We start from the raw sequence: 26398 nt of genomic DNA on the forward strand, positions 1-26398 counted from the left end.
GAGGATGCCGCAGCATCCTCTTTTCTATACATTGAAGCGTGAGACAAGCTCCTGCAACTCTTCTGCCATATCCGCAAGTGACTTCGCGGATTGCGCAATCTCTTCCATCGAACCGAGTTGGTCCTCTGTCGTCGCCGCCACTTGCTTCGAGGCGACCGAGTTCTCATCGGCGATATGAGCGATTTGTGTCGCTGCGGCCGAGACTTCTTCGACGTTCGCGGCAATCTCTTCGACCGTCGCCGTCACGTCCTCGATGCGCGGCGTCATCGCCTGCGTCTGGTTCATGATTGTTCGGAAACGCTTGGCCGTATTTTCCGTCGTCTCGAGTCCTGCTTTCGTATGGGCCGACACTTCCTTCATCAACTGGACCGAACGCTCCGTCTCTTGCTTGATATTATCAATCAACTCGGAAATCTGTTTCGTCGACTGTTGCGATTGTTCGGCGAGCTTCCGCACCTCGCTCGCGACGACGGCGAAACCTTTTCCGTTCTCCCCAGCCCGTGCCGCTTCAATTGCAGCGTTCAAAGCAAGTAAGTTCGTCTGCGTCGCGATCCCGTTGATGACGTCGACGATATTCCCGATCTCGTTCGACCGTTCGGCAAGCGAGTGAATGACTTTCCCGAACGTCTCGACCGATGAGTCGATGGCTTGCATCTGGGCCACGTTTTCCGTGACGGCCGTCGTCCCGTTCTCGGCCTCGAGCGCCGTCTCGCGGGACAGCTCGGACACGTCGGTCGAACTTTCCGCGATGCGCATGATACCACCGGTGATAGCCTGAAGCGATACGGCGTTATCGTCAAGTTGACGTTTCGAGTCATCCGCTCCGGCGGCCATCTGTTGGACCGCTCCGGCGATTTGTTCCGAAGCGGCCGTGTTCTGTGCCGAGTTCGCCATCAGTTCCTGTGACGAGGCGGCGACTTGTCCAATCGATTGATCGAGATTTTGAATGATGGCGCGCAAGGAACGCGTCATCTCGTTGAAGCTCGCGGCGACACGACCGACTTCGTCATTCGACTCGACGACGATGTCTTCGGTCAAATCACCGGCTTGAATTCGTTCGGCCCCGACCGTCAAACGGTTCAGCGGGCGCAGAATCGAGCGTAAGATGACATAGAGCAGTCCCGCTGCCAAGACGAGCATCAATCCGATCACACCGACGGTCGTCCATAAGATTCCAGACGTCTCATCCGTGATTTCCTCATCATACAGCGTCCCGGCAATCTTCCATCCCGTCAATTCGTTCGTCATGAAATCCATCTGCTTGCCTTCATTCTCGAACTCATAGGCAAAGCGGCCCGCATTTTCCGCATAGAGCGGTTCAATCCATTCGCCTTCCCCTTTTTCCCCAGGCGCCATCGTCGGATGGGTGACGAACTGTTGCAACGCATCAAGAATCGTCACGTAGCCTTCTTTCCCGATTTGAATGCTCGCCGCGACGGCTGCGATATCGTCAACGTCGACGTCCACCGCGATCACCCCGCGACCATCCGTCCCTGTCTGCGACAGCGTGATCATCATCTTGTTCGAGGCTGCATCGACATATGGGTCCGTCACGACGACGTTCCCACCGGCCGCTTCGGCCGCCTCATACCAAGGACGCGTGCGCGGGTCGTAATCATCCGGTAACTCTTGCGCCGGATAAATCGTCATCTCGCCACCAGTCGAGGCGTAGTAGATATTCGTCACGTTCGGATGCGTCTCCAAATACTCGAGAAACTTCTCTTCCAAGTCGAGGTTCTCTGCCCCCGACTCGTAAAGGGACGAATCAATCCGTCCCGCAAAGAACGCGACATCGCGTTGAATCGGTTCAATCAGGTTGGTGATTTCATCATTCATCCGCTCCACTCCCGCGTGGGCCGACTGCATAATTTGTTCGGTGATTTTCTGTTTCGCCTGATTGTAGGCGACAAACCCAATCAATAAAGAAGGAATCAATAATAGCACCAACGACATCGTAATCAATTTTTGTTTGATGGTGATGGTTCGGTCGTTCATTCGTCTCATAAAACAACTCCCATTCTCGAGAAAAACTCGTTATGTTAACCTTTGTATCGGACAGATGGAGGAGGATGTTGACACCCTAGACAAAAAAACATCACCTTTTTCTATTTTTCATCAGTGAAACCCTTTTCATACACAAAAAGACCATCTGTTCGCATGAAGCGAACAAACGGACTCAGTCGTTGGTCAAATAGCGGGCCAGATTGTCGAGTGTGGAGCGAAGTCCGGCATCATGGTCTTGTTTCTGAATGCCCGGCGGTACGTTCTCACAGACGATCGTGATGCGCGTCCCTCCATCGAGCGCCTCCAAATACCACGTCTGGGTCATCTCACCAGCAAAGGCCGGGTCGGATGACTCGAACGTTCCGATTTGAACGATTTTGAGGCCGGGAACGAGGTCCAAAAAACGGCCGTTCGACACGTCGGTCCGGTCAGTCGTTTTGCCGGAGGCGAAATCAGTTTCTTCATACTTAAGAATGAGCTGGTACGTGCCTCCAATCCAAGGCTCGAACACGGTGGCGCGAGCCGACATGCCTTCCGGCGGTAGCCACTCGACGAGCTCATCAGGGTTGAGAAATGCTTGATAGATCCGTAAAGGTGTTGCCTCAATCCATGTCGTGGCTGTATCGATCCGTCGATTCATGTCTTCATCACTCCTTGCTACAATGCTGAGGACGTCCGGCTGTGCTCTGATCTCTAGTACTCGATAAAGCGTTCCATCACTTCTTTTCGAACGGTGAGTGTTCTAAACGTATCTTGATGTGGCACTCAATTTTTATCACTCGAGTCTTCAATTACTTAGTCCTCAACACGCGTCATTGTTTGAACTCGTTTCCGGTCCAACTTGCCTACAGGTGTATACGGCAACTTCTCAACAAAAGCGATTTCTCGAGGGATTTGATATGCTGCCACTCGCATGCGTAACCAGCCCAAAAGTGCTTCCTCCGTCATTTTTTTATCAGCATATAGCTGTACGTATGCCTTCAGAATGTTGCCAGCGTAGACATCGTCCACACCGATGACAGCGACGTCTTCGACACTCGGATGGTTGATTAAAGCAACTTCTATTTCCGACGGATAGATATTGTTGCCGGCTGAAATGATCAAATCGTCTGTTCGTCCACATAGAAAATAATTACCGTTCTCGTCCCGGTAACCCATATCGCCAGTTTGAATCCAAAGGTTTGGGCTGTTTTTCATGGACCATTTATTCCGAATACAAAATTGCCCAATCCTGCCGGGTTCAACTTCTTTTCCATCCATTAAGACCTGCAGGCGGCTTCCCGGAATTGCTTTTCCGAGCGTGTCTGGATGATCATATAAATCTTCGGGAGTAGCAATGATGTTCAAGCCGGCTTCTGACGTTCCGTATAGATTGTATAAGACGTTCCCCAGATGATGGGTTACTTCACTCACTAAAACCGGATTTAGTTTTGCACCTCCAGACGCAATGCAAGCCAGGGATCCGAGCGCTTCTTGATCGTGCTTCAACATTTTATGGACCATCAAAGGAACGACCGTGACCACTTCCACTTGATGCTGCTGAATGAGGGCGCATGCGTTTTTCGCATCAAAGCTCTCTTGAATGACAACTTTCTTTCCCAAAGCAAGAAATGATAATAGGACAGCAATCCCGTAGCCATGGTAAATCGGCGTAGCTATATAGGCTGTGCTGTATGTTGGCAGCTGCAATCGGTTCAGTAAAGCCGCAAACGGATTTAGGAAATTAAACAGGGATGGGCGGTGAACCACTTGTTTGGGCTTTCCAGTCGTGCCACCGGTCAACAGGACAAGCTTTCCGCTGGAAGAGGCCGTCAGTTTTTCTTTTCGATGTGGAGCCGACGTTGACAACCTGTTGATGGATTCATGTGTTTCATGATAACTGACGAGTTTCGCATGTTGATATGAAGATTTTTCAATCAATCCACTAAATTCTTCGTCGTAAATCAGGAAGTCGAAACGATGTTCTTGCACGAGGCGATCGAACTGTAGTTGACTCATCGAACAATTGAGCAAGTATATATCTGCGCCGAGCCGTGAAGCAGCAAAGATGCCTTGCACGAACGACGCGTGGTTTTTACAGAAGAACGCTACTTTATGGCCTTTACAAATCCCGTACCTCTCCACTAATTGGTGAGCGAGATTTTCACAATGTTTTTGGAGTTCCTCATAATTGAGTGTTCCCCGACTATCCACCAAAGCAATCTTTTGCCCTCCTGTCTTTTCCGTCAATGAAAAAAGAAGCATCAGGTTTACACCGTTTTGACGGATTGCCAAGCAAAGACGTCCTAAGTTCGATGGGGAAAGAAAATTGAGCTGCGACAATATGTTCAATAAATTAAACATGGTCTCTGTCACGCTCCTTTTTCTTTACTAACTTGAGAACGAGAAATGATAACGGTGATCTGAACACAACTGAAGCCCATTGACCTAGAATCAGCCACCACGGTTTATAAACGTTTCGTTTCGTATACAAGGCGTGTCCAATCATTTCCGCCACGTGAACCGGTGACATGGCAGAAGTACTCTGATAAGCAATGGTCGGTTTAATCATGGGTGTTCTCACGAGCGGTAGGTAAATAGAAGTGGTGTATATGTTTTTGACTTTCAGTTCCGGCTCCGCCGAGCGCAACCACGTATCAAACGCGGTTTTAGACGCCTGGTAGGCAGCCCAATAAGGTATGGGGAATAACAAGACGTTGATAGAGGAAACATTGATGATTTGCCCATTATTCCTCGCAAGCATCGGAATGAGCGATAGCAATAACTGGACCGGGGCAAAATAATTAAGTGCCTTTGTACGTGTGAAGTCATGGTAACGATCCAGCGACTGGGCAATTGGACGGTTTATGGAGATGCCGGCATTGCTGACGACAACATCTAATCCGTTCGTCAATTGATGCAGAAATGTCAGCAATTCTTTTCGTTCCTCTTCGTTTCGCAAATCTGCCGGGAATACCGTCACACGGGCTGAGGACTGTTCAATGTCGACTTTCATAGCGTTCATGTTTGCTTCGCTGCGGGCCACCAGAATCAGATGCGCAGTCGTGTCCGCTAAGAGATAGGCGAACTCCTTGCCGATTCCCGAACTCGCCCCAGTGATCAGGACCGTCTTCCCGTCCATTTCTTGTTTCATCTTCTCGAAATTGAAGGAAGGCGATAAAAATAGAAACCTCTCCAACAGCGTGTAGTTATGCATATAGCCAACACCTTTTTATAAAATATTGTGATTGAATCAGGAATCACTGTTGACTTAATGTTCGAGATACATATCTAAATGCAACAGCTCGTCTCGAAGCGGCGACAAATCTTTTACCGAATGGACCCCCATCATATAGTCGTATCCGAAGAACACCTTGAACGTGTATTGTTTATCTGACTCATTTTCTTTATACTCTAACTCGGCGTAAAGCGTATTACGGAACATAAGGCGAAGCATGTTCGGGACTTGGTCTCGGGACAAGACCTTTCCTGGCTTCACTTTTTTACGAAGTTCTCTCATCCGGATCGGATAAAGCGTATTGAACGCGTGTTTCGAAGAAGGTCGATAGTCATAGTCGCGTCGCTCTAGATAGGAGACGGTCAACGTCTTTACGCCTAAATAGAACATGATTTGCTCAATCGCTTTGACGTAATTCGATTCCATGCGGAGATATTCCTCCAATGTGAAGACGACTCCGTCAAACGTTCGATTGATGTCAGAGATTTCTGTCCATTCGTCAATCTCACCTCTCGTTCCAGGATGATATTTGGTTACGCTATAGATGTTCATCTAGTCACCTGGCCTGTTCTTTTAATATTGGTACTCTAAAAAACGGACACAACGGTTGAGTCGTGTCCGAGCATGCGCCGACGACGGCGTTGTGATTCCCTTTCGTCCACCCGTAGGCGACTTCGCGCAGATTGGGCCAACCCCGTTGCGTTGATGGTTTTCTATCATGTAAACAGACCCGTGTCGATACGCCGCTTCATCACGGATCACTCCGTCTTGAAAAACGGAGACCTCACTGTCGTCAGCTTAGACGGCAAAAACGCATCAATTGCTTCTATGACTTCCTGTAGAACCTCAATCGTACCGAACGTACCGGCATCCCGCTCTAGCCCATGGTTCACTCCCATGAGCAGGTGCGTCTTGAGCGATGTGATGGCCGCTAACGCGTCTACCCGATTCGCCGTATAACAATGGTCCTTGTCACCGATGACGACGAGTTGAGATGCCCGAGTCGTCCTCATCGTCTCTGTCACATCCTCGCGTCCAAGGAGCGGCGTCAACCAAATGACATGTGCCTCGTGGAATATGGGACGAGTCAACTCATGGGCTAACGCGACGGTACCGAGCGACTTCCCGACGAAGATGAACGCTTCGTATTTATGTGTCGACAAGACATGATCGATGACCGTCCTCACATCGTGACGGACAACCGCGTCGATGTCATCGATGTGCGCATAGTCGTCACGGTAATACTGGTAGTTGATTTCCAAAACATCGCTTGAACGTTCTAAGAGCAAGCTCGTCGTAAAATGGAACATCGGGGCAGCGGTCGAATACCGATATCCTGGTAGTAGAATCGCGAGTTGTCGCGAAGGCCTCTCTTGCGTCAGCAATGTATACGAGATTTCCATCCCGTCAAACCCAGGCAGCTTACTTGTCTGTTCTTGCATGGTCATCCCCCTTATCCATAAAAACGGACGCGACCCGCTCAGGCCGCGTCCGTTCATGCGCCGACGATGGCGTCGTGATTTCCTTTCGTCCACCCGTAGGCGACTTCGCGTAAGGCGAGCTCCCCGAACAGTCGCTCTTTCGCATCGATGACCTGTCCGTCGCGCCGCTCATAGAACGTGCGGTACGGATTCAATTCAAGCGCCCAAATGATGAGCCCGTGGTTCGACATCGCTTGGACCGCTCGCTCAATCAGGAGCGAACCAATCCCGTTGCGTTGATGGTCCTCTAAAATGTAAATCGCATAAATCTCATTACGATGATCCGGATAGTCGCCGGTCCGCTCTTCCCCGTACAAAACGAACCCGACAATCTCTTCATCAACCGTAGCGACGAACCCTTCGACTTCTCGTTTGGCGAGGGCGCTGCGAACCTTTTCGGACCACTCGATTGCGTTCGAACCGAGCTTCAAGAGAAAGTCGGCCGGCACAATCCCCCGATAGGTCGTGCGCCATCCGTTCACCCTCACCCGCGCAATCCCGTAAGCGTCTTTTGGCTCGGCTTTCCGTATGAGCATCCGTACCCCCTCCTTCGTGCAAGTTTTACAAGTATTTTACCACAAATCACCCAATTGAAATCACGCTTCTTCCAGATTTGACTGACAATCATTTGACAAAAAACGACCGTAGGATATACCTACGGTCGCAGTCGTTAAGCGACGTCACGCGTCGTTGTAGCTTGCGTGTCCGTCAATGGTTTTTTCAAGAATGACAAGAGCAGTGCTCCAATCAAGGCTCCGGCGAGAATCGCGAGGGCGTAAAGACCCATGCTCATCGCGACGTTTCCAGCCCCTTCAAGGAGTGGGAAGACGAAGATTCCACCGTGTGGCGCTGGCAATTGGATAGCGAAGAAGGCTGACAATCCACCAGCGATGGCTGATCCGAGAATCGCTGACGGCAATACCCGAATCGGGTCGGCCGCTGCAAACGGGATGGCCGCTTCCGTGATGAACGAGGCACCCATGATATACGCTGTCTTACCGGCTTCACGTTCTTGTTTCGAGAACTTTTGACGAGCGAACACAGTCGAAGCGAATGCGACGAGAAGCGGTGGTACCATCCCACCTGCCATGACAGCTGCCATGATTTCTTGGTTACCGGCAGTGAGTGCCGCTGTACCAAAGACGTAGGCTGTTTTGTTGATCGGACCACCCATATCGACGGCCATCATTCCACCGACGATAACACCGAGCAAGATGGCGTTGGCACCGCTCAGGCTGTTCATGACATCCATCAACCATGTCATGAAGGCTGCGATTGGTTTATTGACAACAAGTAACATGATCATACCGGAAATAAATGATCCAAGTAACGGATAGAGCAATACCGGTTTAATTCCTTCAAGCGAGGCCGGTAGTTTAGAAAGTGCTTTAACCAAGAAGAGGACGACATATCCGGCAAGGAAACCGGCGATGAGTCCGCCGAGGAATCCGGCGCCACCTTGGCTGGCTAATAAACCAGCGACAAGACCTGGTGCGAGACCTGGACGGTCGGCGATTGACATCGCGATGAAACCGGCAAGAATCGGGACGAGGAAGCTAAAGGCTGCACCACCGATTGTGTTGAGTTGCGCCGCAAATTCATTGAATGACGGGTCATCCGGGTTTGCCGAGTTGATGCCCCAGAAGAAGCTGATGGCGATCAAGAGACCACCAGCGACGACGAGTGGGAGCATCGCGGATACACCGCTCATCAAGTGCTTATAGATGCCTGTGCGCTGTTCTTTCGTCCCACCTGACGAACCAGTTCCTCGATACACCGGTGCGTCTTGTTTGACGGCCCGGTTGATCAACTCTTCCGGCTTCCGGATGCCTTGGGCGACCGGGACTTCGATGACATGTTTTCCGGCGAACCGGTCCATCTCGACGGCTTTATCGGCCGCGACGATGATGGCAGTCGCTTTCGCGATATCGGCCCCTGTCAATTCGTTTTTGACACCGGTCGAACCGTTCGTCTCGACTTTGATGTCAACTCCCATCGCTTCCGCTTTCTGCTTCAAGCTATCGGCGGCCATGTACGTGTGAGCGATACCCGTTGGACAAGCCGTGACAGCAAGGATGTAAGGTGCATCGGCTTGAACCGGTTTCGAAGCAATAGGAGCCGCCTCAGCCGCTTCTTTTTCTTCGATGGCCCGAATGACGTCATCTTCTGACGTGGCTGCATAGAGACGTTCTTGGAACGCTGGATCCATAAGGAAGACAGATAATTTCGAGAGTGTTTCCAAGTGTTCGTTATTGGCGTGCTCCCCGGCAGCGATCATGAAGAACAAGCGGCTGTCTTGGCCGTCGAGTGCTTCGTAATCGATGCCTTCCGAGCGTCCGAAGGCGATGGCCGGTTGTTTGACGGCTTTCGTCTTCGCGTGCGGGATGGCGATCCCTTCACCGAGTCCGGTCGTACTTTGTGCTTCACGTGCGAGAATCGCGTCGCGGTAGCCGTTACGGTCCGATAGTTTGCCAGCGCGGTCGAGCACGTCGACGAGTTCTTCGATGACTTCGGCTTTCGAACGGCTGCGGAGATTCAGTTGAATCGTGTCCTTTTTAAGAAGGTCCGTGATGTTCATGTTGTTTCCTCCAATCGAGATAGTGGGGTGACGCTGACTTCGCCGACCAAGCGGTCCACGTCTTCTTTTGTGCACAGCCCGAACGTATATGCAGACGCGCTGCCGGTCGTGACCGCATAGCGGAACGCTTCGGTTGCGTCGTGGTCGAGAATGTTGGCGACGAATCCGGCGACGAGTGAATCGCCTGCGCCGACCGAGTTGACGAGTTTGCCGCTCGGTGTGTTCGCCGTATAAGCGCCTGAAGCGTTGACGAGCATGGCACCGTCACCGGCGAATGAGACGATGACGTTTTGAGCACCGCGTTCGACCAACTGCTCCGCATATGGAAGTGCCTGCTCGAACGTCTCGATGTCTGTATCGAACAGTTCACCGAGTTCATGGTGGTTCGGTTTAATCATGAGCGGTTTGAGTGAGAGGACTTCGAGCATCGCTTCCTTCGTCGTATCGACGACGAACTCGGCACCGTTTGCCCGAACCGTCTCAGCGAGCGTGCGGTAGAGTGTATCCGGCAGATTGCCCGGAATGCTTCCGGCGAGGACGACGATGTCGCCCGGTTGAACGTGATCGAACTGACGCGTCAACCGTTCAAGTTCCGTGTCCGAGATGACCGGTCCGCTCGCGTTCAATTCCGTCTCTTCTTGCGCTCGAATCTTGACGTTGATGCGCGTTTCTCCATCGACTTCGACGAAATCGGTTTGGACGCCTTTGTCGGTCAGCGCCTTCTTGATGAAGTCTCCCGTCGTGCCGCCGACGAATCCTAACGCGACCGTGTCGACGTCATATTCACGTAAGACGAACGCGACGTTGATGCCTTTTCCTCCGGCCCGTTGCGTCGTCTCTTGAATCCGGTTGACTTCACCGAGGACGACCTCAGGGAGCGTCACATAATAATCGATTGAGGGGTTCAGTGTTAACGTGTAAATCATTGGGCGTTCACCACCTTTGTGATTGATTGAATTGAACTGACGCTTGTCGAGTCGCTCCATGTGACGAGTGTGGCTGCTTCGAGCGGTGCCACCCGACTGAACGAACGTTTCCCGAATTTTGAATCGTCCGCCAAAATGTACGCCTCGCGAGCCAGTTCGATTGCTGTTTTTTTGACGAGTGCCTCTTCCGGGTCTGGGGTCGTGTACCCGGCCTCTAGGTCGACGCCATTGATGCCAAGAAAAGCGAGGTCGACCCGATAGTTCATCATGCTCTCTCGAGCGTTATAGCCGACGAGTGCCTGTGTCGACCGTTTCAACTCACCGCCGATCACGAACGTCTTAATATCGAGGTCGAACAAGTCGTTGGCGATCGGTAAACTGTTCGTCACGACGATGACGTCTTTTCCATCTAAAAAAGGAACCATCGCTTGCGTCGTCGTCCCGGCATCGAGATAGACGGACATCCCGTCTTCGATGAATGTCGCGGCCTTCCGTGCGATCGCGACTTTTTCATTGACGTGTTGATCTCGTTTCTCCTCGAACGTCGGCTCTTCTTCGTAGCGGGCCACGAGCGTTGCGCCGCCGTGTACCCGTTCGAGATAACCTTCTGCTTCGAGGTCGGTCAAATCCCGGCGAATCGTCGACTCCGACGATGCCGTCAACTCGACCAATTCTTTCAATTTGACAATCTTTTGCTCCGACAGACGTTGCAAAATCAGTTGATGTCGTTGCTTCGTTAACATCATATTCCCTCCGTAGCTCTAATATAAAGCGTTTTCATTTAAAAAACAATCATAAACATTCAAAAACATTCATATTTTTTTACGTTGTCACAATTATAACATAAAAAACGGTCACTTAGTGACCGTTTTTGACAGTTCGTTATCGTTTCATCAACCAATCGTTCAATCGGCGGATGAGTTCGGGATGAAGCGGTGCCTCAATGGCGTTTCGATATTCCTTATGCAATGTGAGGAGCGCGTGCGGACTCGTCCGTTCGACGAGCAAGTGGTTCATGTCGTGGATGATGTGGCTGTCGATGTCCCCTTTCGTCCGAATCGAGTGGACATGCTCCGGCGGGACTTGGACGTCGCGGTCACCGGTCAGGGCGAGCACCGGGACCCGCACATGTTCGAGTCGCTCGCGGACGTCATACGACGCATGCTCGCGAATCCATTTGGCGTTCACGACTTGGCCGCGGTACTTGAAGGCGGCGACGTTCGTCCGTAACGACCGTTCGAGCAAATCGTCTTGGCGCTGGCGAATCTTCTTCGGGACGCCGGTCAATCGATAGAACACGCCCTTGAGTCCTTTCACCGAACCGACTTCAGTTGCGAGTGCGTCGGCTTGCAGCAAGAACATCTTCTTCGAGGAATCGTTGAATCCGGCAAGAAGAATCAGTCCGGCCGCGTTCGTCTCTAGCTGGACCGCCGGGGCGATGACGGCCCCTTCGCTGTGACCGAGCACATACATGTCCCCTGCGTCCGGCTCCTGTTTGATGGCGTTGACGACGGTGATCGCATCTGTCACCAGGTCGTGCAGACCGACTTTATTGAAATCACCGTCCGATTCACCGATGCCTTGTTTATCATACCGATAGACGTTGACACCCATCTTAAAGAGCGCCTCGGCCAGTTTTTTATACGTGCCGAATTGGGATGGTCCCAAATTGCCGTCCCGGTCGCTCGGCCCACTCCCGCTGAGCAGGACGACCGTCTTACGGGGTTCGCCGTGGGTCATCCACGTACCGGCCAGTTGTCCATAATTCGTTGTCACGTTCAGTTGTCGTTCCATCGTATCGCCTCCCCTTTCATCATACCGAAGTATTTAAGAGAGGACGAGTGTTTATCCGTAAAGAAAAGACGTTCTTATTAGGAACGTCTCGGGGAAAATCGTTTCATTGAGTGATCAGCCACTGCTTCAGCCATTCAACTTGCTCTTCCATCACTTCATTGGATAGACGATCTAGATTATCGTATTCAGTATGCAAGTCATAAACTGCCAACCGCGAATCGCTCAGGACGGCTAGAGGTAAGTCAGCTTCTCCGTAGCTGTCCAGACTTGAACTGCCTAATATCGTCACATCAAGTGCGTCGAACGGTTCTGTCTCTAAAAAGGAGTGGCGTTTCATCCCGATCGTTCGAATATAAAGTGGGTCGTCCCCCGTTCCCATGGCATCTAACTGCAGAATCGTCTTTACCGATGGTTGACGCTCTTTCAATTGAGCGAGATAGTCATCACTTGCCTCTTCTCCAAACCCACTACCATTTAAAAAAACGTAGCGGATTGTGGCATCGGTTTTCACACCGTCCATCTTTTCTAATAAATGATAAAGGACGGAAGACCCACTAACGCTTGAGAGGACATGATCCCCTTTCCACGAAGCGTCAAGGCGAGACATGATGACAATTTCTTCATCCCCTTCCCCTTGTTGAACATACTCTATATACGGTATTTCTTCGCGGTACGGTTCGATGACAATCATTTCGCCATCACGAAAAGCTTTGGCCGCTTCTCCATCGACTCCGGTACCCCCAATCGGTAATGTATAGGAAACAATCACGAAGCCGCTCTCATCCGGTTCATTCGGATGCGGTGTAATGACGTAACCGGCTGCCCCTGCTTCAGCGAGTTTACCTAAGTAACGGTTGGCCGCTTCATCATTATCGATGACCCCGTAATAATCTGACGTATAGGCCGTATGCGACTTTTCGAGAGAAGTGTCTGTCATCGGTAACACAACCACTTTGCCTTCCACTTGTTCGATGGGGTCATCCCAGTTCATATGTAAAAGTTCACCTTTGATCTCCTGTTCGAGCGCCATGCTCGAGTATCCTTCAAAATAATCGTCGCCTAGATAAATGTCCGTCCAATAAGTAGAGCGCTCCACGTAATGAACGACACGCTTCGCACTCACTTCTAGCTCTGTACCAAATGTGTCAAAAAACTCAAAACTATCGTAACTATCTGCATCCCGATCTTGTGACGCAAAATATTCAGCCGTTTCATATGGACTTGTTGATGAAAGCGGATTGAAATAAAGAAAAACGGTAAATAGTGCCGACAGTAAGCTGTACATAATTGTCATCTGCGTATCTCCATCAAAAAAACTCACCAATAAATGGTTGTATTATCCTATTATATTAAGTGATCTGACAATTGTATATTTCTTTTTCACAAAAAAACGGCCTCCCTCCGAACGAGGGAAACCGTTTGATTGGTGCAAGACTTATACGCCTTCGTAAGCAGCGTACATGATCTCTTTCAATTCTTCAACGAGCGGCATTTTCGGGTTAGCCGTCGTACATTGGTCTTCGAACGCGTCGACTGCCATCTTGTCGACTTTCGCGTCGAGGTCCGCTTTCTTGATGCCTTGGGCTTTGAACGAGAGTTTGATGTTCAAGCGCTGACCGAGCTCGATGATCGCTTGGATGAGCGACTCGACGCCTTCTTCCGTCGTGCTGGCTGGAAGTCCGAGGTAGCGCGCGATTTCAGCGTAACGCTCGTCGGCGATGAATGACTCATATTTCGGGAACGCCGCGAGTTTCGATGGGCGTGTCGCGTTATAGCGGATGACGTGCGGCATAAGGATCGCGTTCGTCCGTCCGTGTGGGACATGGAACTCGCCACCGATTTTGTGTGCGATCGAGTGGTTGATACCGAGGAACGCGTTCGCGAAAGCCATACCAGCCATTGTTGATGCGTTGTGGACTTTCTGACGTGCTTCGGCGTCACTGCCGTTCTCATACGCTTTCGGGAGGTAATCGAAAATCATCTTCATCGAACGAAGCGCGAGTCCATCCGTATAGTCGTTTGCCATGACCGAAACGTACGCTTCGATGGCGTGTGTCAACACGTCCATTCCTGTATCCGCCGTGATTGAAGCTGGGACCGTCATGACGAACTCAGGGTCGACGATGGCGACGTCCGGTGTAATCGCATAGTCAGCGATCGGGTATTTGACGTTGCGTTTCTTATCCGTGATGACCGTGAACGGTGTCACTTCAGAACCCGTACCTGATGTTGTCGGGATGGCGACGAACATCGACTTGTTACCGAGCGTCGGGAATTTGTACGTCCGCTTGCGGATATCCATGAATTTTTGGCGAAGGTTCGAGAACTTCTCTTCTGGGCGTTCGTAGAAGAGCCACATGCCTTTCGCGGCATCCATTGGTGATCCACCGCCGAGGGCGATAATCATATCTGGTTGGAAGTGACGCATCGCTTCGGCACCGCGCATGACCGTCTCAACTGACGGGTCTGGTTCAACTTGGTCGAAGATGCGGTACTCGACGCCAGCCGGCAAGTTTTTGACGACTTTATCAGCAAATCCGAGTTTGACCATCATTTCATCCGTGACGATCATCGCCCGTTTTTTCGATGTGAGCGATTGAAGGTATTGGACCGAGTTTTTCTCAAAGTAAATCTTTTCAGGGACTTTAAACCATTGCATGTTCACGCGACGTCTCGCCACCTTTTTCACGTTGAGTAGATGTTTCGCCGTCACGTTCTCAGAGACGGAGTTTTTACCGTACGACCCACAACCGAGTGTGAGTGATGGTGTCATTTCGTTATAGAGGTCACCGATCCCGCCGTGTGCCGTTGGCGAGTTGACGATGATGCGGCAAGCTTTCATTCGGAGTCCGAATGCGAGGATGGCGTCGTCGTCAGTCGAGTGGATGGCTGCCGTATGACCGAGACCACCGATTTCGAGCATCTTCTCTGCGATGGCGAAACCTTCTTCACGCGATTGAACTTTGTAGGCTCCGAGTACTGGGCTGAGTTTCTCATGTGAGAGCAGTTCTGTCGCACCTACCGTCTCGAGTTCGGCGATCAAGATTTTCGTATCGGCCGGGACTGTGAGTCCAGCTCGTTCGGCGATCCAGGCTGCAGGCTTCCCGACGATTTCCGGGTTGACCGCACAAGAGTCTGTTTTAATGACGAGTGTCTCGAGTTTTGCTTTCTCTTCTGGTGAGCAGAAGTAGCAACCGAGCGCCGTCATTTCGGCTTTCACTTCTTCGTACACTTCTTGGTCGACGATAATCGCTTGTTCAGATGCACAGATCATCCCGTTATCGAACGTTTTCGACAAGATGACGTCCGAGATGGCACGTTTTACTTTTGCTGTTTTGTCGATGTAGGCCGGAACGTTACCAGGACCGACGCCAAGGGCTGGTTTACCAGTCGAGTAGGCTGATTTGACCATCGCCGCTCCACCAGTTGCGAGGACCATGGCGACTCCTGGGTGGTTCATGAGCGCTTTCGTCGCGTCGAGTGACGGTTTTTCAACCCATTGGATCAAGTGTTCCGGAGCTCCCGCTTCGATGGCTGCGTCACGAAGGATGCTTGCCGCTTCACTTGAACACTGTTGTGCCGACGGGTGGAAACCGAAGATGATCGGGTTACGTGTTTTGATGGCGATGATTGCTTTGAACATCGTCGTTGATGTCGGGTTCGTAACCGGTGTGACCCCGGCGACGACACCGACTGGTTCCGCGATGTACGTGATGCCGTTTTGCTCATCGTCTTCGATGACGCCGACCGTCTTCTCGCCACGGAGTGAGTTATAAATATATTCTGTCGCAAAGATGTTTTTGATCATTTTATCTTCAAACACACCGCGACCTGTTTCTTCATATGCATGTTTCGCGAGGGCGACGTGTTGTTCGAGACCGGCTAACGCCATCGCTTGAACAATCGCATCGATTTTCTCTTGGTCGAACGTCATCAATGTCTCGAGCGCCGTGTGGGCTCTAGTGACGAGCGTGTCGACCATCTGTTCTGCTGATGTTTCTACTACTGCTTTCTCTTTAACTGCCATGTTGGTTTCCTCCTCATGAATGAGAGCTTATACTGTTGACTTGATGGAGAGCACGGGGCAATCAGTTGGTTTGAGAAGAGTTTGTGCTTTCCTTCACATTCATAGAATACAACGTTTCTTGCATTTTGTGCGTGACAACAATGTGAACTCTTTCACAATATTTTTTAGGAGAATGAGGATAGGGCTTGCTTTTTCATATGACGCTCAGTAAAATCGAATGCGTTTTCATGAAAATAAAGCATATGCGATATGTAAACGCTTACATCCATTGTGTCCATGATGAGGCGAATGCGCTGTGCAAAATGTCACGGGATGAGGATTGGTCGTCCACCCTGCGCTCGGTCGTGTATAATGAAGAAAGAACCTAATTAGGAAGTGACATGATTATGCCGAGACAAGACGCAGCCGATCAGTTCGTGAAACTGATCCCATTAATTCGCCGGAAGTTATTACGTCGTTCCGACCTTCCGCAAATCCCAAACTTAAACTTTTCCCACTTTCATCTCCTCATGTTGATTGAAGATGAAGGCGCGGTCACGAACGGACACATCAGTGAGACGTTATCGATTGCCCCGCCGAACGTGACGCCGCTCATCACGAAGCTCGTCGATGAGGGCTACATCACCCGCGTCCCGGACGAACGCGATCGTCGTGTCATCTGGAATCAACTGACCGAAAAGGGCGAACTCGTCCTCCGCGAGCGTCGGGATTCGTTCCGTCGCCTGTTCGAGGACCGTCTCGCGTTTCTGAACGAGGAAGAGACGGACCGCCTAATCGACAGTTTGAAGACGTTGACGGAGATCGTCGAGAAGATGGATAAAAGCGAGGGATGATTTTTGCTCGTCAACATCCACGTCTTCTTATATAATCGAGGATGAATCAATCGAACAATGGAAAGAGAGATGACATGTAATGGGTCGTAAATGGAACAACATTAAAGAGAAAAAGGCGTCAAAAGACGCCAATACGAGTCGCATCTATGCGAAGTTCGGCCGTGAAATCTACGTAGTCGCCCGTCAAGGGGAACCAGATCCAGAATCAAACCAAGCACTCAAGTTCGTCGTCGAACGAGCGAAGACGTACAACGTCCCGCGCGCAATCATCGACCGCGCCATCGACAAAGCGAAGGGCGGCGACGAAGAGAACTTCGATGAGCTCCGCTATGAAGGATTCGGACCGAACGGCTCGATGCTCATCGTCGACACGCTCACGAACAACGTCAACCGGACGGCGTCTGAAGTCCGCGCCGCTTTCGGTAAAAACGGCGGCAACATGGGTGTCAGCGGGTCAGTCGCTTACATGTTCGACGCGACGGCTGTCATCGGTGTCAACGGCATGTCTGCTGACGACGTACTCGAACTCATGATGGAGCACGACCTCGACGTCCGTGATGTCATCGAAGAAGATGAGACGGTGATCGTCTATGCGGAACCAGAAGCGTTCCATGCCGTCCAGACTGCCTTTAAAGCAGCAGGCATTGAGACGTTTGAAGTCGCCGAGTTGACGATGCTGCCACAAAACGAGATTGGCCTCGACAACGAGTCGAAAGAACAGTTCGAAAAACTACTCGACGTCCTCGAAGACCTCGAAGACGTGCGCCAGGTATACCATAACGTTGAAGGATGACGAACGAGCGATAACTTTTCGGAGTTATCGCTTTTTTTGAACAATCGATTTGACAACCCGAAACACGTATGTTAAATTTCAAAAGTCTTTATCATATTAAAGTGATAACAAGAGAAAGAGTTTTGAATGAAAGGTGTTGGAAATGATGAATGCTGTCTTATTAGCTGTTATCGTATTATTCGCTCTTGCGATCAGTCGAGTTCACATCGTCTTATCGCTCATCCTTGCCGCGGTCGTCGGTGGTCTGGTCGGAGGTCTCGGGTTTAATGAGACGTTGACCGCCTTCAGTGACGGGCTCGGCGGAGGTGCGACAATCGCCCTCAGTTACGCGTTGCTCGGCGCATTTGCCGTCGGTCTATCAAAAACAGGGCTCCCAGACGTCCTGGCTGAAAAGTTGATCAGCATGTCAGGCCGCGACGTCACAGGCAAAAGTGTGACCCGGGTCAAGGCATTGTTGCTATCTTTCCTCTTATTACTAGCAATCAGTTCGCAGAACGCGCTACCGATTCACATCGCGTTCATCCCGATCGTCATCCCGCCGCTCCTCGTGCTATTTAACGAGTTGAAGCTCGACCGCCGTCTCGTGGCGACGATTCTCACATTCGGTCTCGTCACCCCGTACATGTTACTCCCGGTCGGATTCGGTGGCATTTACTTGAATGAGATTTTGCTGCCGAACGTGGAAACGAACGGCATGACCGTCGGTGATGTCAACATCGTCAGCATCATGGCCATCCCGGCCCTCGGTATGCTCGTCGGTCTCATCACCGCCTTCTTCCACTATCGGAAGCCGCGTTCGTATGAGACGATTCAACTCGGACCAAGCGACTATGAGGTCCGGACGTTGAGCCCGCTCAAGATTTGGCTCACGGCCGCTGTCATCCTCGTCGTGCTCGTCGTACAGCTTCAAACCGAGTCGATGATCGCCTCGGCCGTCACAGGACTCATCTTGTTGACGTTACTTCGCCTCATCCCTTGGTCAGAGGCCGATGACATCTTCACGAGCGGCATGCGCATGATGGCCTTTATCGGCTTCGTCATGATTGCAGCAAGCGGTTTCGCCGCCGTCATCCGCGCGACCGGTGCCATCGAACCACTCGTCAGTGGTGCGAGCGGCATTATGGGTGACTCACAATTTGTCGCCGCACTCGTCATGCTCCTCGTCGGACTCGTCATCACGCTCGGCATCGGTTCGAGTTTCTCGACGGTTCCAATCATCGCGGCCATCTTCGTCCCGCTTTGCATCCAGTACGGTTTCTCGGTCGAGGCGACGATCGCCATCATCGGGACGGCCGGTGCGCTCGGTGACGCCGGTAGCCCGGCGAGTGACTCGACACTCGGCCCGACGAGCGGCTTGAACGCCGACGGTCAACACGATCACTTGCGTGAGACCGTGTGGCCGACGTTCCTTCACTACAATATCCCGCTCATCATCTTCGGTTTGATTGCCGCCATGGTACTGTAATCACTTCCGGTTACGCCGCGCGTAAATCGTGCCGAGTAAGACGAGCACGAGTAAGAACCAAATCCCGGTATACATGAGGATTTCGATAATCATTGCTAACTCCTCCTAAATATCCATGTAAAAAAGGAGCGACATCGCGTCGCTCCTTTTTATGATGAAGTTTTTAGCTGTTGTTGACAAGTGTTCAAGTATCCGTCGACGGTATCCGCGACTTCGCGGCCTTCCCGGATCGCCCAAACGATCAAACTTTGTCCCCGTCTCGCATCCCCTGCGACAAACACACCCTCGACGTTCGACGTATAGTTATGGTTCGCCTCGATGCCGACCTTCCGGAGTTCACGTTCCGGTCGTTCGAATCCGATGGCGACAAGCACGAGATCGGCTGGATACGTCTCGATCGAACCGTCGACGACGAAGAATGTCGCCTGTCCGTCCGGTTTGACGATTTTCTCCATCCGTTCCGTCTCAATCCCGACGACCTGATCCCCTTGTTTGATGACCCGGTTCGAACGAATCAAATACGTGCGCGGGTCACGGTCGAAGTGTTCGATTGCTTCCGCATAGGCATAATCGGTCGACAACGTGTCCGGCTGGAGCGGCCATGGCCGTTCCGGTGCCCGGAACATGCCTTTCTCCGGGTGCTTCCCGAACTGTGTCACCGACTTGGCGCCTTGACGGATTGCCGTCGCCACACAGTCCGCGCCCGTGTCACCGCCACCGATGACGATGACGTCTTTCCCGTTCGCGTCGTATCGGGCGTCGAGCGATTTCCCGCCGAGCGTACGCGTCGACTCGGTCAAATAATCCATCGCCGGCTCAACGCCTGTGGCATCATCCCCATCGATGCCGAGCGTACGTTGCTTTTGAGCGCCCGTCGCGAGAATGACGGCATCGTACGTGTGACGGAGTGACTCGATCGTCACATCGGTCCCGACGTTGACGCCCGTCTTGAAGCGGATCCCCTCCGCCTCGAGTAGACGTACACGACGCCGGACGACATCTTTCTCGAGCTTCATGTTCGGGATGCCATAGAACAACAGGCCGCCCGCCTCATCCGCTTTCTCATAAATCGTGACCGCATGGCCGAGCTGATTCAACTGATCGGCCGCTGCGAGCCCGGCCGGCCCGCTACCGATGATGGCGACACGGCTTCCGGTCCGTTTCTGGACGTGACGAGGTTTGACCCAGCCTTCCTCGAACGCCCGGTCGATAATCGTCCGTTCGATCGATTTGATGGCGACCGGGTCCTCACTGATGCCGAGCGTACACGAGCCTTCACACGGCGCCGGACAGACACGACCCGTGAACTCTGGGAAGTTGTTCGTCTCCATCAATCGCTCGTAGGCCCGATACCAATCTTGATCCGAGACAAGCTTGTTCCACTCCGGAATCAAGTTGTGAATCGGACAACCGATCGTCTCTTGTCCGATCATGTCCCCGACGTGACAGAACGGGGTGCCGCAATCCATGCAGCGCTCGGCTTGTTTGACGATTGGTCCGTCTTCCATGCGGGAAGCGTATTCTTTATAATCATGAACCCGTTCGACGACAGAACGCTCCGGCAATGTCTGTCGTGGGATATCGATAAATTTATGTCTCATACTCCCCCTCCTTCAGTCACGACACGGAATAGTTCGAGGGCGCGGTCGGCGTCACTCAATTCCGGACGCGTCGCCTCGATGTGACGCATGACGTCAAGCACGTTCGCATAGTCACGCGGCACGATTTTGACGAAGCGTTTACGTTCTTGCTCGAACGCCTCGAGCACGGCTCTCGCTTTGACACTGTCCGTATGGAACTGGTGCATCTCGAGCAGTGCGTAAATCTGTTCGGCATCCTCGTCGGTCAATTCACGGTCGACCGAGACGAGCTCTTGGTTGACGAGCTGTTCGTACGCTTGGTCCCCGTACAGATAGGCGACCCCGCCCGACATCCCGGCCCCAAAGTTACGTCCGACATCCCCGAGTACGACGACCGTGCCGCCGGTCATATATTCACAGCCATGGTCGCCTACCCCTTCGGTCACGGCGACGGCACCCGAGTTACGGACGGCAAACCGTTCTCCGACGTGACCGTTGAAGAACGCCATCCCGGACGTCGCGCCATACAGGCAGACGTTACCAGCGATGACTTGTTCACTCTCTTCGAACGGGGCATGTTTCTCGGCGATGACGGCGAGCTTTCCGCCGCTCAAGCCTTTCCCGACATAGTCGTTGGCGTCGCCGATGACCGAGATGGTGATCCCGTTCGGCAAGAAGGCACCGAGGCTTTGTCCGGCCGAGCCGCTGAGTCGGAGTGAAATCGTGTCCTCGGCGAGTCCGACGTTGCCATGCACTTTCGTCACTTCATGACCGAGCATCGTTCCGACGGCGCGGTCCGTATTGCGGACACGTCCGACGAAGAACGTCGGTTGGAGCGATTTGATGGAACGCGAGACGGCTGGAATCAATTTGCGGTGATCATACGACTGATAGGCCGGATGGGCCAACTCCTCTTTCTCCGGCAAAGCCGTCGGAATCGACAACATCGGCGTCAAATCGAGCGTTTTCGCTTTCGGATGCGCTTGTTTCCAGGCACTCTCCTCCAATAAATCGGTCCGACCGATGACGTCACGAAGCGAGGTCGCTCCGAGCGAGGCTAAAATCTCCCTTACTTCCTCGGCGAGGAACGTCATCAAGTTGACGACATGTTCGGGTTTCCCCATGAACTTCGCACGCAACGCCGGATCTTGGGTCGCGACACCGACAGGACACGTATCGAGGTGACACGCCCGCATCATGATGCAACCGAGCACGACGAGCGGTGCCGTCGCGAATGCGTATTCCTCGGCACCGAAAATGGCGGCGAGGACGATATCGCGTCCGGTCATGAGTTTGCCGTCAGTCTCGAGCGTGACGCGGCCCCGAAGCCCGTTCAACGCGAGCGTCTGGTGCGTCTCGAGCAGACCGAGCTCCCACGGGAGTCCTGTATGCTTGATTGACGTCCGCGGCGACGCCCCGGTCCCACCGTCATAACCGCTGATGACGATCGTATCGGCGTTCGCCTTGGCGACACCGGCTGCAATCGTCCCGACGCCTGACTTCGAGACGAGTTTGACGCTGATTTTCGCGTTCGGATTGACATGCTTCAAGTCAAAGATGAGTTGCGCTAAATCTTCAATCGAATAGATGTCGTGGTGTGGTGGTGGCGAGATGAGACCGACACCTGGGACGGAGCCGCGCACTTCGGCGACCCATGGATATACTTTGTTCCCAGGCAATTGTCCGCCCTCACCCGGTTTCGCCCCTTGCGCCATCTTGATTTGAATCTCATCGGCGTGATACAAGTATTCGGCCGTCACGCCGAAACGTCCACTCGCGACTTGCTTGATGCGACTAACGCGTTCACTGCCGTCCTCGTCAGGGGTGAACCGCTTCCGGTCTTCCCCGCCTTCCCCTGAGTTACTCTTGCCGCCGATTCGGTTCATGGCGATGGCGAGTGTCTCATGGGCCTCTTTTGACAAAGATCCGAACGACATCGCTCCCGTCTTGAAGCGACTGACGATTGATGCGACCGACTCGACCTCGTCGAGTGGAATTGCATCCTGTTGTTTAAATGCGAACAATTGGCGCAAGAATTGACCTGATGACTCATGGAGCTTGACGTAGGCGTCATAATACCGGCGCTCGTTCTCGCGGCAGGCTCGTTGTAAGAGGTGAATCGTCTTCGGGTTGAAGGCGTGTTCTTCCCCATCGGCGCGCCACTGGAAGTCGGTCCCGGCCTCGAGTGGTCGCTCGCGCTTATAGGCGGATTCGTGCTGCCGGCGCGACTCGTCTTCAAGTTCGGTGAAACCGATACCAGACAACTGTGACGTCGTCCCGCGGAAATGGCGTTCAATCAAAGCGCGGTCGATACCGACCGCCTCGAAGATTTGTGCACCGCGGTAACTTTGTACGGTCGAGATGCCCATCTTCGACATGATTTTCACGATGCCGTCGACCGAGGCCGTCTGATAGCGGCGGACCGCCTCATCGAACGAGTACGAAAGTTGACCGGCCTCGACCGCCTCGGCGATTGTCGCATAGGCGAGATACGGATAGACGGCGTCGGCGCCGTAACCGATTAAGGCGGCCGCTTGATGGACCTCGCGAACTTCACCGCTCTCAGAGACGAGACTGCATGATGCCCGTAGGTCGACGCGAATCAAGTGCTGGTGGACGGCGCTCAATACGAGTAGCGCTGGCATCGCGAGCATATCTTCATTCATGTTTCGGTCCGACAAGACGATGACGTCGGCACCGTCGCGGATGAGCGCCTCGACTCGCCCGAACAACGCCTCTAACGAAGCCTCCAAATCGTGTGTATATGACGTATCGACCCGTTCGACGCGCAACGTCTCGTTCACTTTTTCGAGTGCGACCGCATCGAGGAACGGGTGCTTGAGCCAGACGCGACGGGCGTGACCACGGCCGGTATGGACCGGGTTCGCTTGTGGCCCGAGCCATGTGAATGTCGCCGTGACGATTTTCTCACGCAATGCATCGATCGGCGGGTTCGTGACTTGGGCGAAGTGCTGTTTGAAGTAATGGAACAAAGAGCGTGGCCGCTCAGACAACACCGCGACCGGTTGGTCATGTCCCATCGACCCGATTGGATCCTTTTTTTCGAGGATGAGCGGGACGAGATATTGTTCAATGTCCTCTTTCGTGTATCCGAACGCACGCTGCTTTCGATGCAGGTCGGCGACGAACGGCTCGTCGACCGGTCCATCGCTGAGTTCGGTCATCTGCTTCAACCATTTACCGTACGGCTCGGCCCGTGCGATCGTCTGTTTGATTTCCGCGTCCGGGATGAGTCGTTTCGACTCCAAGTCGATTAATAACAGCTGCCCAGGACGGAGTCGTTGCTTCGACTTCACGTTCTCGGCTTGTACCGGGATGACGCCGCTCTCTGACGACAAAATGAGCTCACCATCCAGTGTCTCGATATAGCGCATCGGTCGTAGTCCGTTTCGATCCAAGATGGCCCCGATTTGACGGCCGTCCGTGAAGACGACACCGGTCGGCCCATCCCAAGGCTCCATGATCGACGAATGATATTGATAGAAGTCTTTTTTGAACGGGTCTATTTTTACTTCCGCGAACGGCTCAGGGATGAGCATCATCGCCGTATGGGCGATGGAACGTCCGGTGCGTGTGAAGAACTCGAAGGCGTTGTCGAGCATCGACGAGTCGCTTCCCGTCTCTTGAAGGACCGGGAACAGCTGATTGACATCCTCGAACAAATCGGTCGAGGTCACGCCTTCACGAGCCCGCATCGCATCGATGTTTCCGCGGAGCGTATTGATTTCCCCGTTATGGACGATCATGCGGTTCGGATGAGCCCGCTCCCATGACGGGAACGTGTTCGTCGAGAAGCGGGAATGGACGATGCCGAACGTGCTCTTGAAGGACGGCGCCTGTAAATCGAGATAAAAACGCTCGATTTGTTCCGGCGTGAGCATCCCTTTATAGACGATCGTCTTCGTCGACAAGCTCGGCATGTACAGGTTCAACGCTTCGGTCTTTTCAATCGTCCGCCGGAGCTGATATAGTGTCCGCTCGTTTGAGTCATAGTCCGCGAACGGGCACGAGACGAACCATTGGTAGATGGTCGGCTGTGTCACGCGGGCATGCTCACCGATCGCATTTGGATTGACCGGGACTTCGCGCCAGGCGATGGTCGCGAAATCAAATTCGTCGGCAATCGCTTCCATCTGACGTTGCTTATCCTGCAGTCTCGACTCATCCGGTTGGAAAAAGACCATTCCGACGGCATAGCGACCTGGTGTCGGCAAATTCATCGTCTCAAGGAACAGTTCGTGCGGCAGCTCGGTCATGATTCCCGCGCCGTCACCGGCATCGATGACGCCTTGCCCGCCTCGGTGTTCTAGCTTACAGAGCATCGACAGCGATTTACTGACGATGTCATGTTTTTTCTCTCCATTTAGGTTGACATATAGCCCAATGCCACATGCGTCTTTTTCGAATCGTGAATCGTACAAGCCTGTTCGCTTCATCGAATCAACCCCTCTCTCTCGAACTTGTTTCGTAAATTTTATTTTGTTCTAAATATTCTGATAAATCAAGTGGGTTGTATACTATTCTGCATAACACAAATCGTCTAAGTCATAATTGAAAGCGGATTCATTAGCTTTATCAAGCTATTTATGAAAATCACTTATAATCTATAAAGAATAATTATCCATCAAATATATTAGTATATAGGTTCAAAAGAACTTAAATATTCGCACAAAAAAGCGATAGCCTCATAGACTATCACTTCTCTTTACATTCGCTTATTCGACCGTCTTGCGGGAATGGTGTAAAAATGCCCGGGGCTTCTTCCAAATGATTAAGCCGACATAACCGAGCGTGAGCAAAATCAAGGCACTGACGAGGACGACGTAAAGCGTCGCTTCCTCGATTCGTGCAAAGATGGCGATGTACGCCCAGACGAAGACGAGCGGATAGATGAAGTCACGATGCCACCACATGAAGACGAGCGCCAGGACGACCCCGACCATGAGCATGAGCGATGTCCAAGCAAGTTCGTCGAGCCCGAGCACGGTCGTGACCCGCTCCCGATTCATGACGACGAATACGTTGACGATTGTTGCGACGGAAACCCAACCGATATAAATCGAGAATGGGAACCGATCGAGCCAACTTGTCGACGTCCGGAAGGCGATGTAATAGAGCCAGGCGAGCGTCGCCAAGAAAGCGACCATGACGACGAGCGAGGCGATGAACCACTCGTTCGTGAACGTGAGCAACCAAAGGCCGTTCAAGATGCACGAGACAAGAAAGCCCGCTTTCATCCGATTCGCCTGCCGGTTCGCGACCGACCCTTTCTTCAATTGCAAGACGAGCCAGACGGCGAGCGCGATATAAATCACACCCCAAATTGAGAACGCATAGCCAGCCGGTTTGAAATAAATGTCGATGCGGTCCGACACAGCAGCGTTTTCACCGCTCGCGAAGTAGTTGATGACGACCGTCGCCAAAAATGCCAGCCAGTTGATTAAAGGCCATTTTGATAAGTCCATAAGTACGATCCTCCGAAGAAGACCTGACACCTCCTTTTTTAGCATAGTTTTCTATACCCATGTGCCAACGCTCATACACTTCTCGACTTGTTCATAAATAAATCGTTAGACACATAACAAAACGACCCCGGCCTTAACCGGAGTCGTTTCGAAGAAGCGGCAGTGTCACCGCATTCGTGATTGCCCATCTGAGTTCATGGACAAAAGCATCAAT

The 26398-nt window shown here is 52.4% G+C and carries 19 protein-coding genes; 3 read left to right on the top strand and 16 right to left on the bottom strand.

The window, feature by feature from the left end; all coding sequences use genetic code 11:
- Positions 1 to 24 precede the first annotated feature (24 nt).
- The 13 genes from KNP85_RS00135 to adhE form a co-directional block, all read right to left on the bottom strand.
- Positions 25 to 2004, bottom strand: coding sequence for a methyl-accepting chemotaxis protein (locus KNP85_RS00135; RefSeq protein WP_251136169.1), 1980 nt, complete (start codon positions 2002 to 2004; stop codon positions 25 to 27).
- Between the two features lie 172 nt (positions 2005 to 2176).
- Positions 2177 to 2644 (bottom strand): SRPBCC domain-containing protein, encoded by a 468-nt coding sequence (locus KNP85_RS00140; RefSeq protein ID WP_214800725.1) that lies wholly within the window; start codon positions 2642 to 2644, stop codon positions 2177 to 2179.
- Positions 2645 to 2799: 155 nt separating this feature from the next.
- On the bottom strand, positions 2800 to 4278 hold the full coding sequence (locus KNP85_RS00145; protein WP_251136170.1) for an AMP-binding protein: 1479 nt from the start codon (positions 4276 to 4278) through the stop codon (positions 2800 to 2802).
- Between the two features lie 61 nt (positions 4279 to 4339).
- On the bottom strand, positions 4340 to 5200 hold the full coding sequence (locus tag KNP85_RS00150; RefSeq protein WP_214800729.1) for an SDR family NAD(P)-dependent oxidoreductase: 861 nt from the start codon (positions 5198 to 5200) through the stop codon (positions 4340 to 4342).
- 54 nt (positions 5201 to 5254) lie between these two features.
- Positions 5255 to 5773, bottom strand: coding sequence for a hypothetical protein (locus KNP85_RS00155; RefSeq protein WP_029595565.1), 519 nt, complete (start codon positions 5771 to 5773; stop codon positions 5255 to 5257).
- Between the two features lie 206 nt (positions 5774 to 5979).
- Positions 5980 to 6663 (bottom strand): alpha/beta fold hydrolase, encoded by a 684-nt coding sequence (locus tag KNP85_RS00160; RefSeq protein ID WP_051627731.1) that lies wholly within the window; start codon positions 6661 to 6663, stop codon positions 5980 to 5982.
- Between the two features lie 53 nt (positions 6664 to 6716).
- Positions 6717 to 7238 (bottom strand): GNAT family N-acetyltransferase, encoded by a 522-nt coding sequence (locus KNP85_RS00165; RefSeq protein ID WP_214800731.1) that lies wholly within the window; start codon positions 7236 to 7238, stop codon positions 6717 to 6719.
- Between the two features lie 134 nt (positions 7239 to 7372).
- A complete protein-coding gene (locus tag KNP85_RS00170) occupies positions 7373 to 9280 on the bottom strand; it encodes a PTS fructose transporter subunit IIABC (protein WP_214800733.1) in 1908 nt (635 codons plus the stop codon).
- Positions 9277 to 10206, bottom strand: coding sequence for a 1-phosphofructokinase (gene pfkB, locus KNP85_RS00175; RefSeq protein ID WP_214800735.1), 930 nt, complete (start codon positions 10204 to 10206; stop codon positions 9277 to 9279). The genes KNP85_RS00170 and pfkB overlap by 4 nt, the downstream gene beginning before the upstream one ends.
- Positions 10203 to 10949 carry a DeoR/GlpR family DNA-binding transcription regulator gene (locus KNP85_RS00180; protein ID WP_214800737.1) on the bottom strand — a complete coding sequence of 249 codons (747 nt, stop codon included), beginning with the start codon at positions 10947 to 10949 and terminating at the stop codon, positions 10203 to 10205. Before KNP85_RS00180 ends, pfkB begins: the two co-directional genes overlap by 4 nt.
- A 139-nt stretch (positions 10950 to 11088) precedes the next feature.
- Complete coding sequence (locus KNP85_RS00185; RefSeq protein WP_214800739.1) at positions 11089 to 12000, bottom strand: alpha/beta hydrolase; 912 nt, start codon at positions 11998 to 12000, stop codon at positions 11089 to 11091.
- A 103-nt stretch (positions 12001 to 12103) separates the two neighbouring features.
- Positions 12104 to 13294 carry a zinc-binding metallopeptidase family protein gene (locus tag KNP85_RS00190; protein WP_214800741.1) on the bottom strand — a complete coding sequence of 397 codons (1191 nt, stop codon included), beginning with the start codon at positions 13292 to 13294 and terminating at the stop codon, positions 12104 to 12106.
- 141 nt (positions 13295 to 13435) lie between these two features.
- Positions 13436 to 16027, bottom strand: a complete 2592-nt coding sequence (adhE, locus tag KNP85_RS00195; protein ID WP_214800743.1) for a bifunctional acetaldehyde-CoA/alcohol dehydrogenase — start codon at positions 16025 to 16027, stop codon at positions 13436 to 13438.
- A 386-nt stretch (positions 16028 to 16413) separates the two neighbouring features.
- On the opposite strand from adhE, the gene KNP85_RS00200 reads away from it, so the two are divergent.
- The 3 genes from KNP85_RS00200 (at position 16414) to KNP85_RS00210 (ending at position 19118) form a co-directional block, all read left to right on the top strand.
- Positions 16414 to 16860: a MarR family winged helix-turn-helix transcriptional regulator gene (locus tag KNP85_RS00200; RefSeq protein ID WP_021067328.1), complete on the top strand. Its 447-nt coding sequence runs from the start codon at positions 16414 to 16416 to the stop codon at positions 16858 to 16860.
- Between the two features lie 79 nt (positions 16861 to 16939).
- Positions 16940 to 17653, top strand: coding sequence for a YebC/PmpR family DNA-binding transcriptional regulator (locus tag KNP85_RS00205; protein ID WP_214800745.1), 714 nt, complete (start codon positions 16940 to 16942; stop codon positions 17651 to 17653).
- A 145-nt stretch (positions 17654 to 17798) separates the two neighbouring features.
- Positions 17799 to 19118, top strand: a complete 1320-nt coding sequence (locus tag KNP85_RS00210) for a Na+/H+ antiporter family protein (RefSeq protein WP_021067326.1) — start codon at positions 17799 to 17801, stop codon at positions 19116 to 19118.
- A gap of 149 nt (positions 19119 to 19267) precedes the next feature.
- Here KNP85_RS00210 and KNP85_RS00215 read toward each other — a convergent pair whose 3' ends face one another.
- The 3 genes from KNP85_RS00215 to KNP85_RS00225 all read right to left on the bottom strand — a co-directional run bounded on the left by KNP85_RS00215 (position 19268) and on the right by KNP85_RS00225 (position 26184).
- The gene (locus KNP85_RS00215) at positions 19268 to 20719 is read right to left on the bottom strand and encodes a glutamate synthase subunit beta (RefSeq protein ID WP_029595574.1); all 1452 of its coding nucleotides are present in this window, start codon (positions 20717 to 20719) and stop codon (positions 19268 to 19270) included.
- Complete coding sequence (gene gltB / locus KNP85_RS00220; protein WP_214800747.1) at positions 20716 to 25155, bottom strand: glutamate synthase large subunit; 4440 nt, start codon at positions 25153 to 25155, stop codon at positions 20716 to 20718. Before gltB ends, KNP85_RS00215 begins: the two co-directional genes overlap by 4 nt.
- A gap of 279 nt (positions 25156 to 25434) precedes the next feature.
- Complete coding sequence (locus KNP85_RS00225; protein ID WP_058763540.1) at positions 25435 to 26184, bottom strand: TspO/MBR family protein; 750 nt, start codon at positions 26182 to 26184, stop codon at positions 25435 to 25437.
- Positions 26185 to 26398 lie beyond the last annotated feature (214 nt).

The organism is Exiguobacterium sp. s194, assembly GCF_018618275.1.
Classification (GTDB): Bacteria; Bacillota; Bacilli; order Exiguobacteriales; family Exiguobacteriaceae; genus Exiguobacterium; species Exiguobacterium chiriqhucha.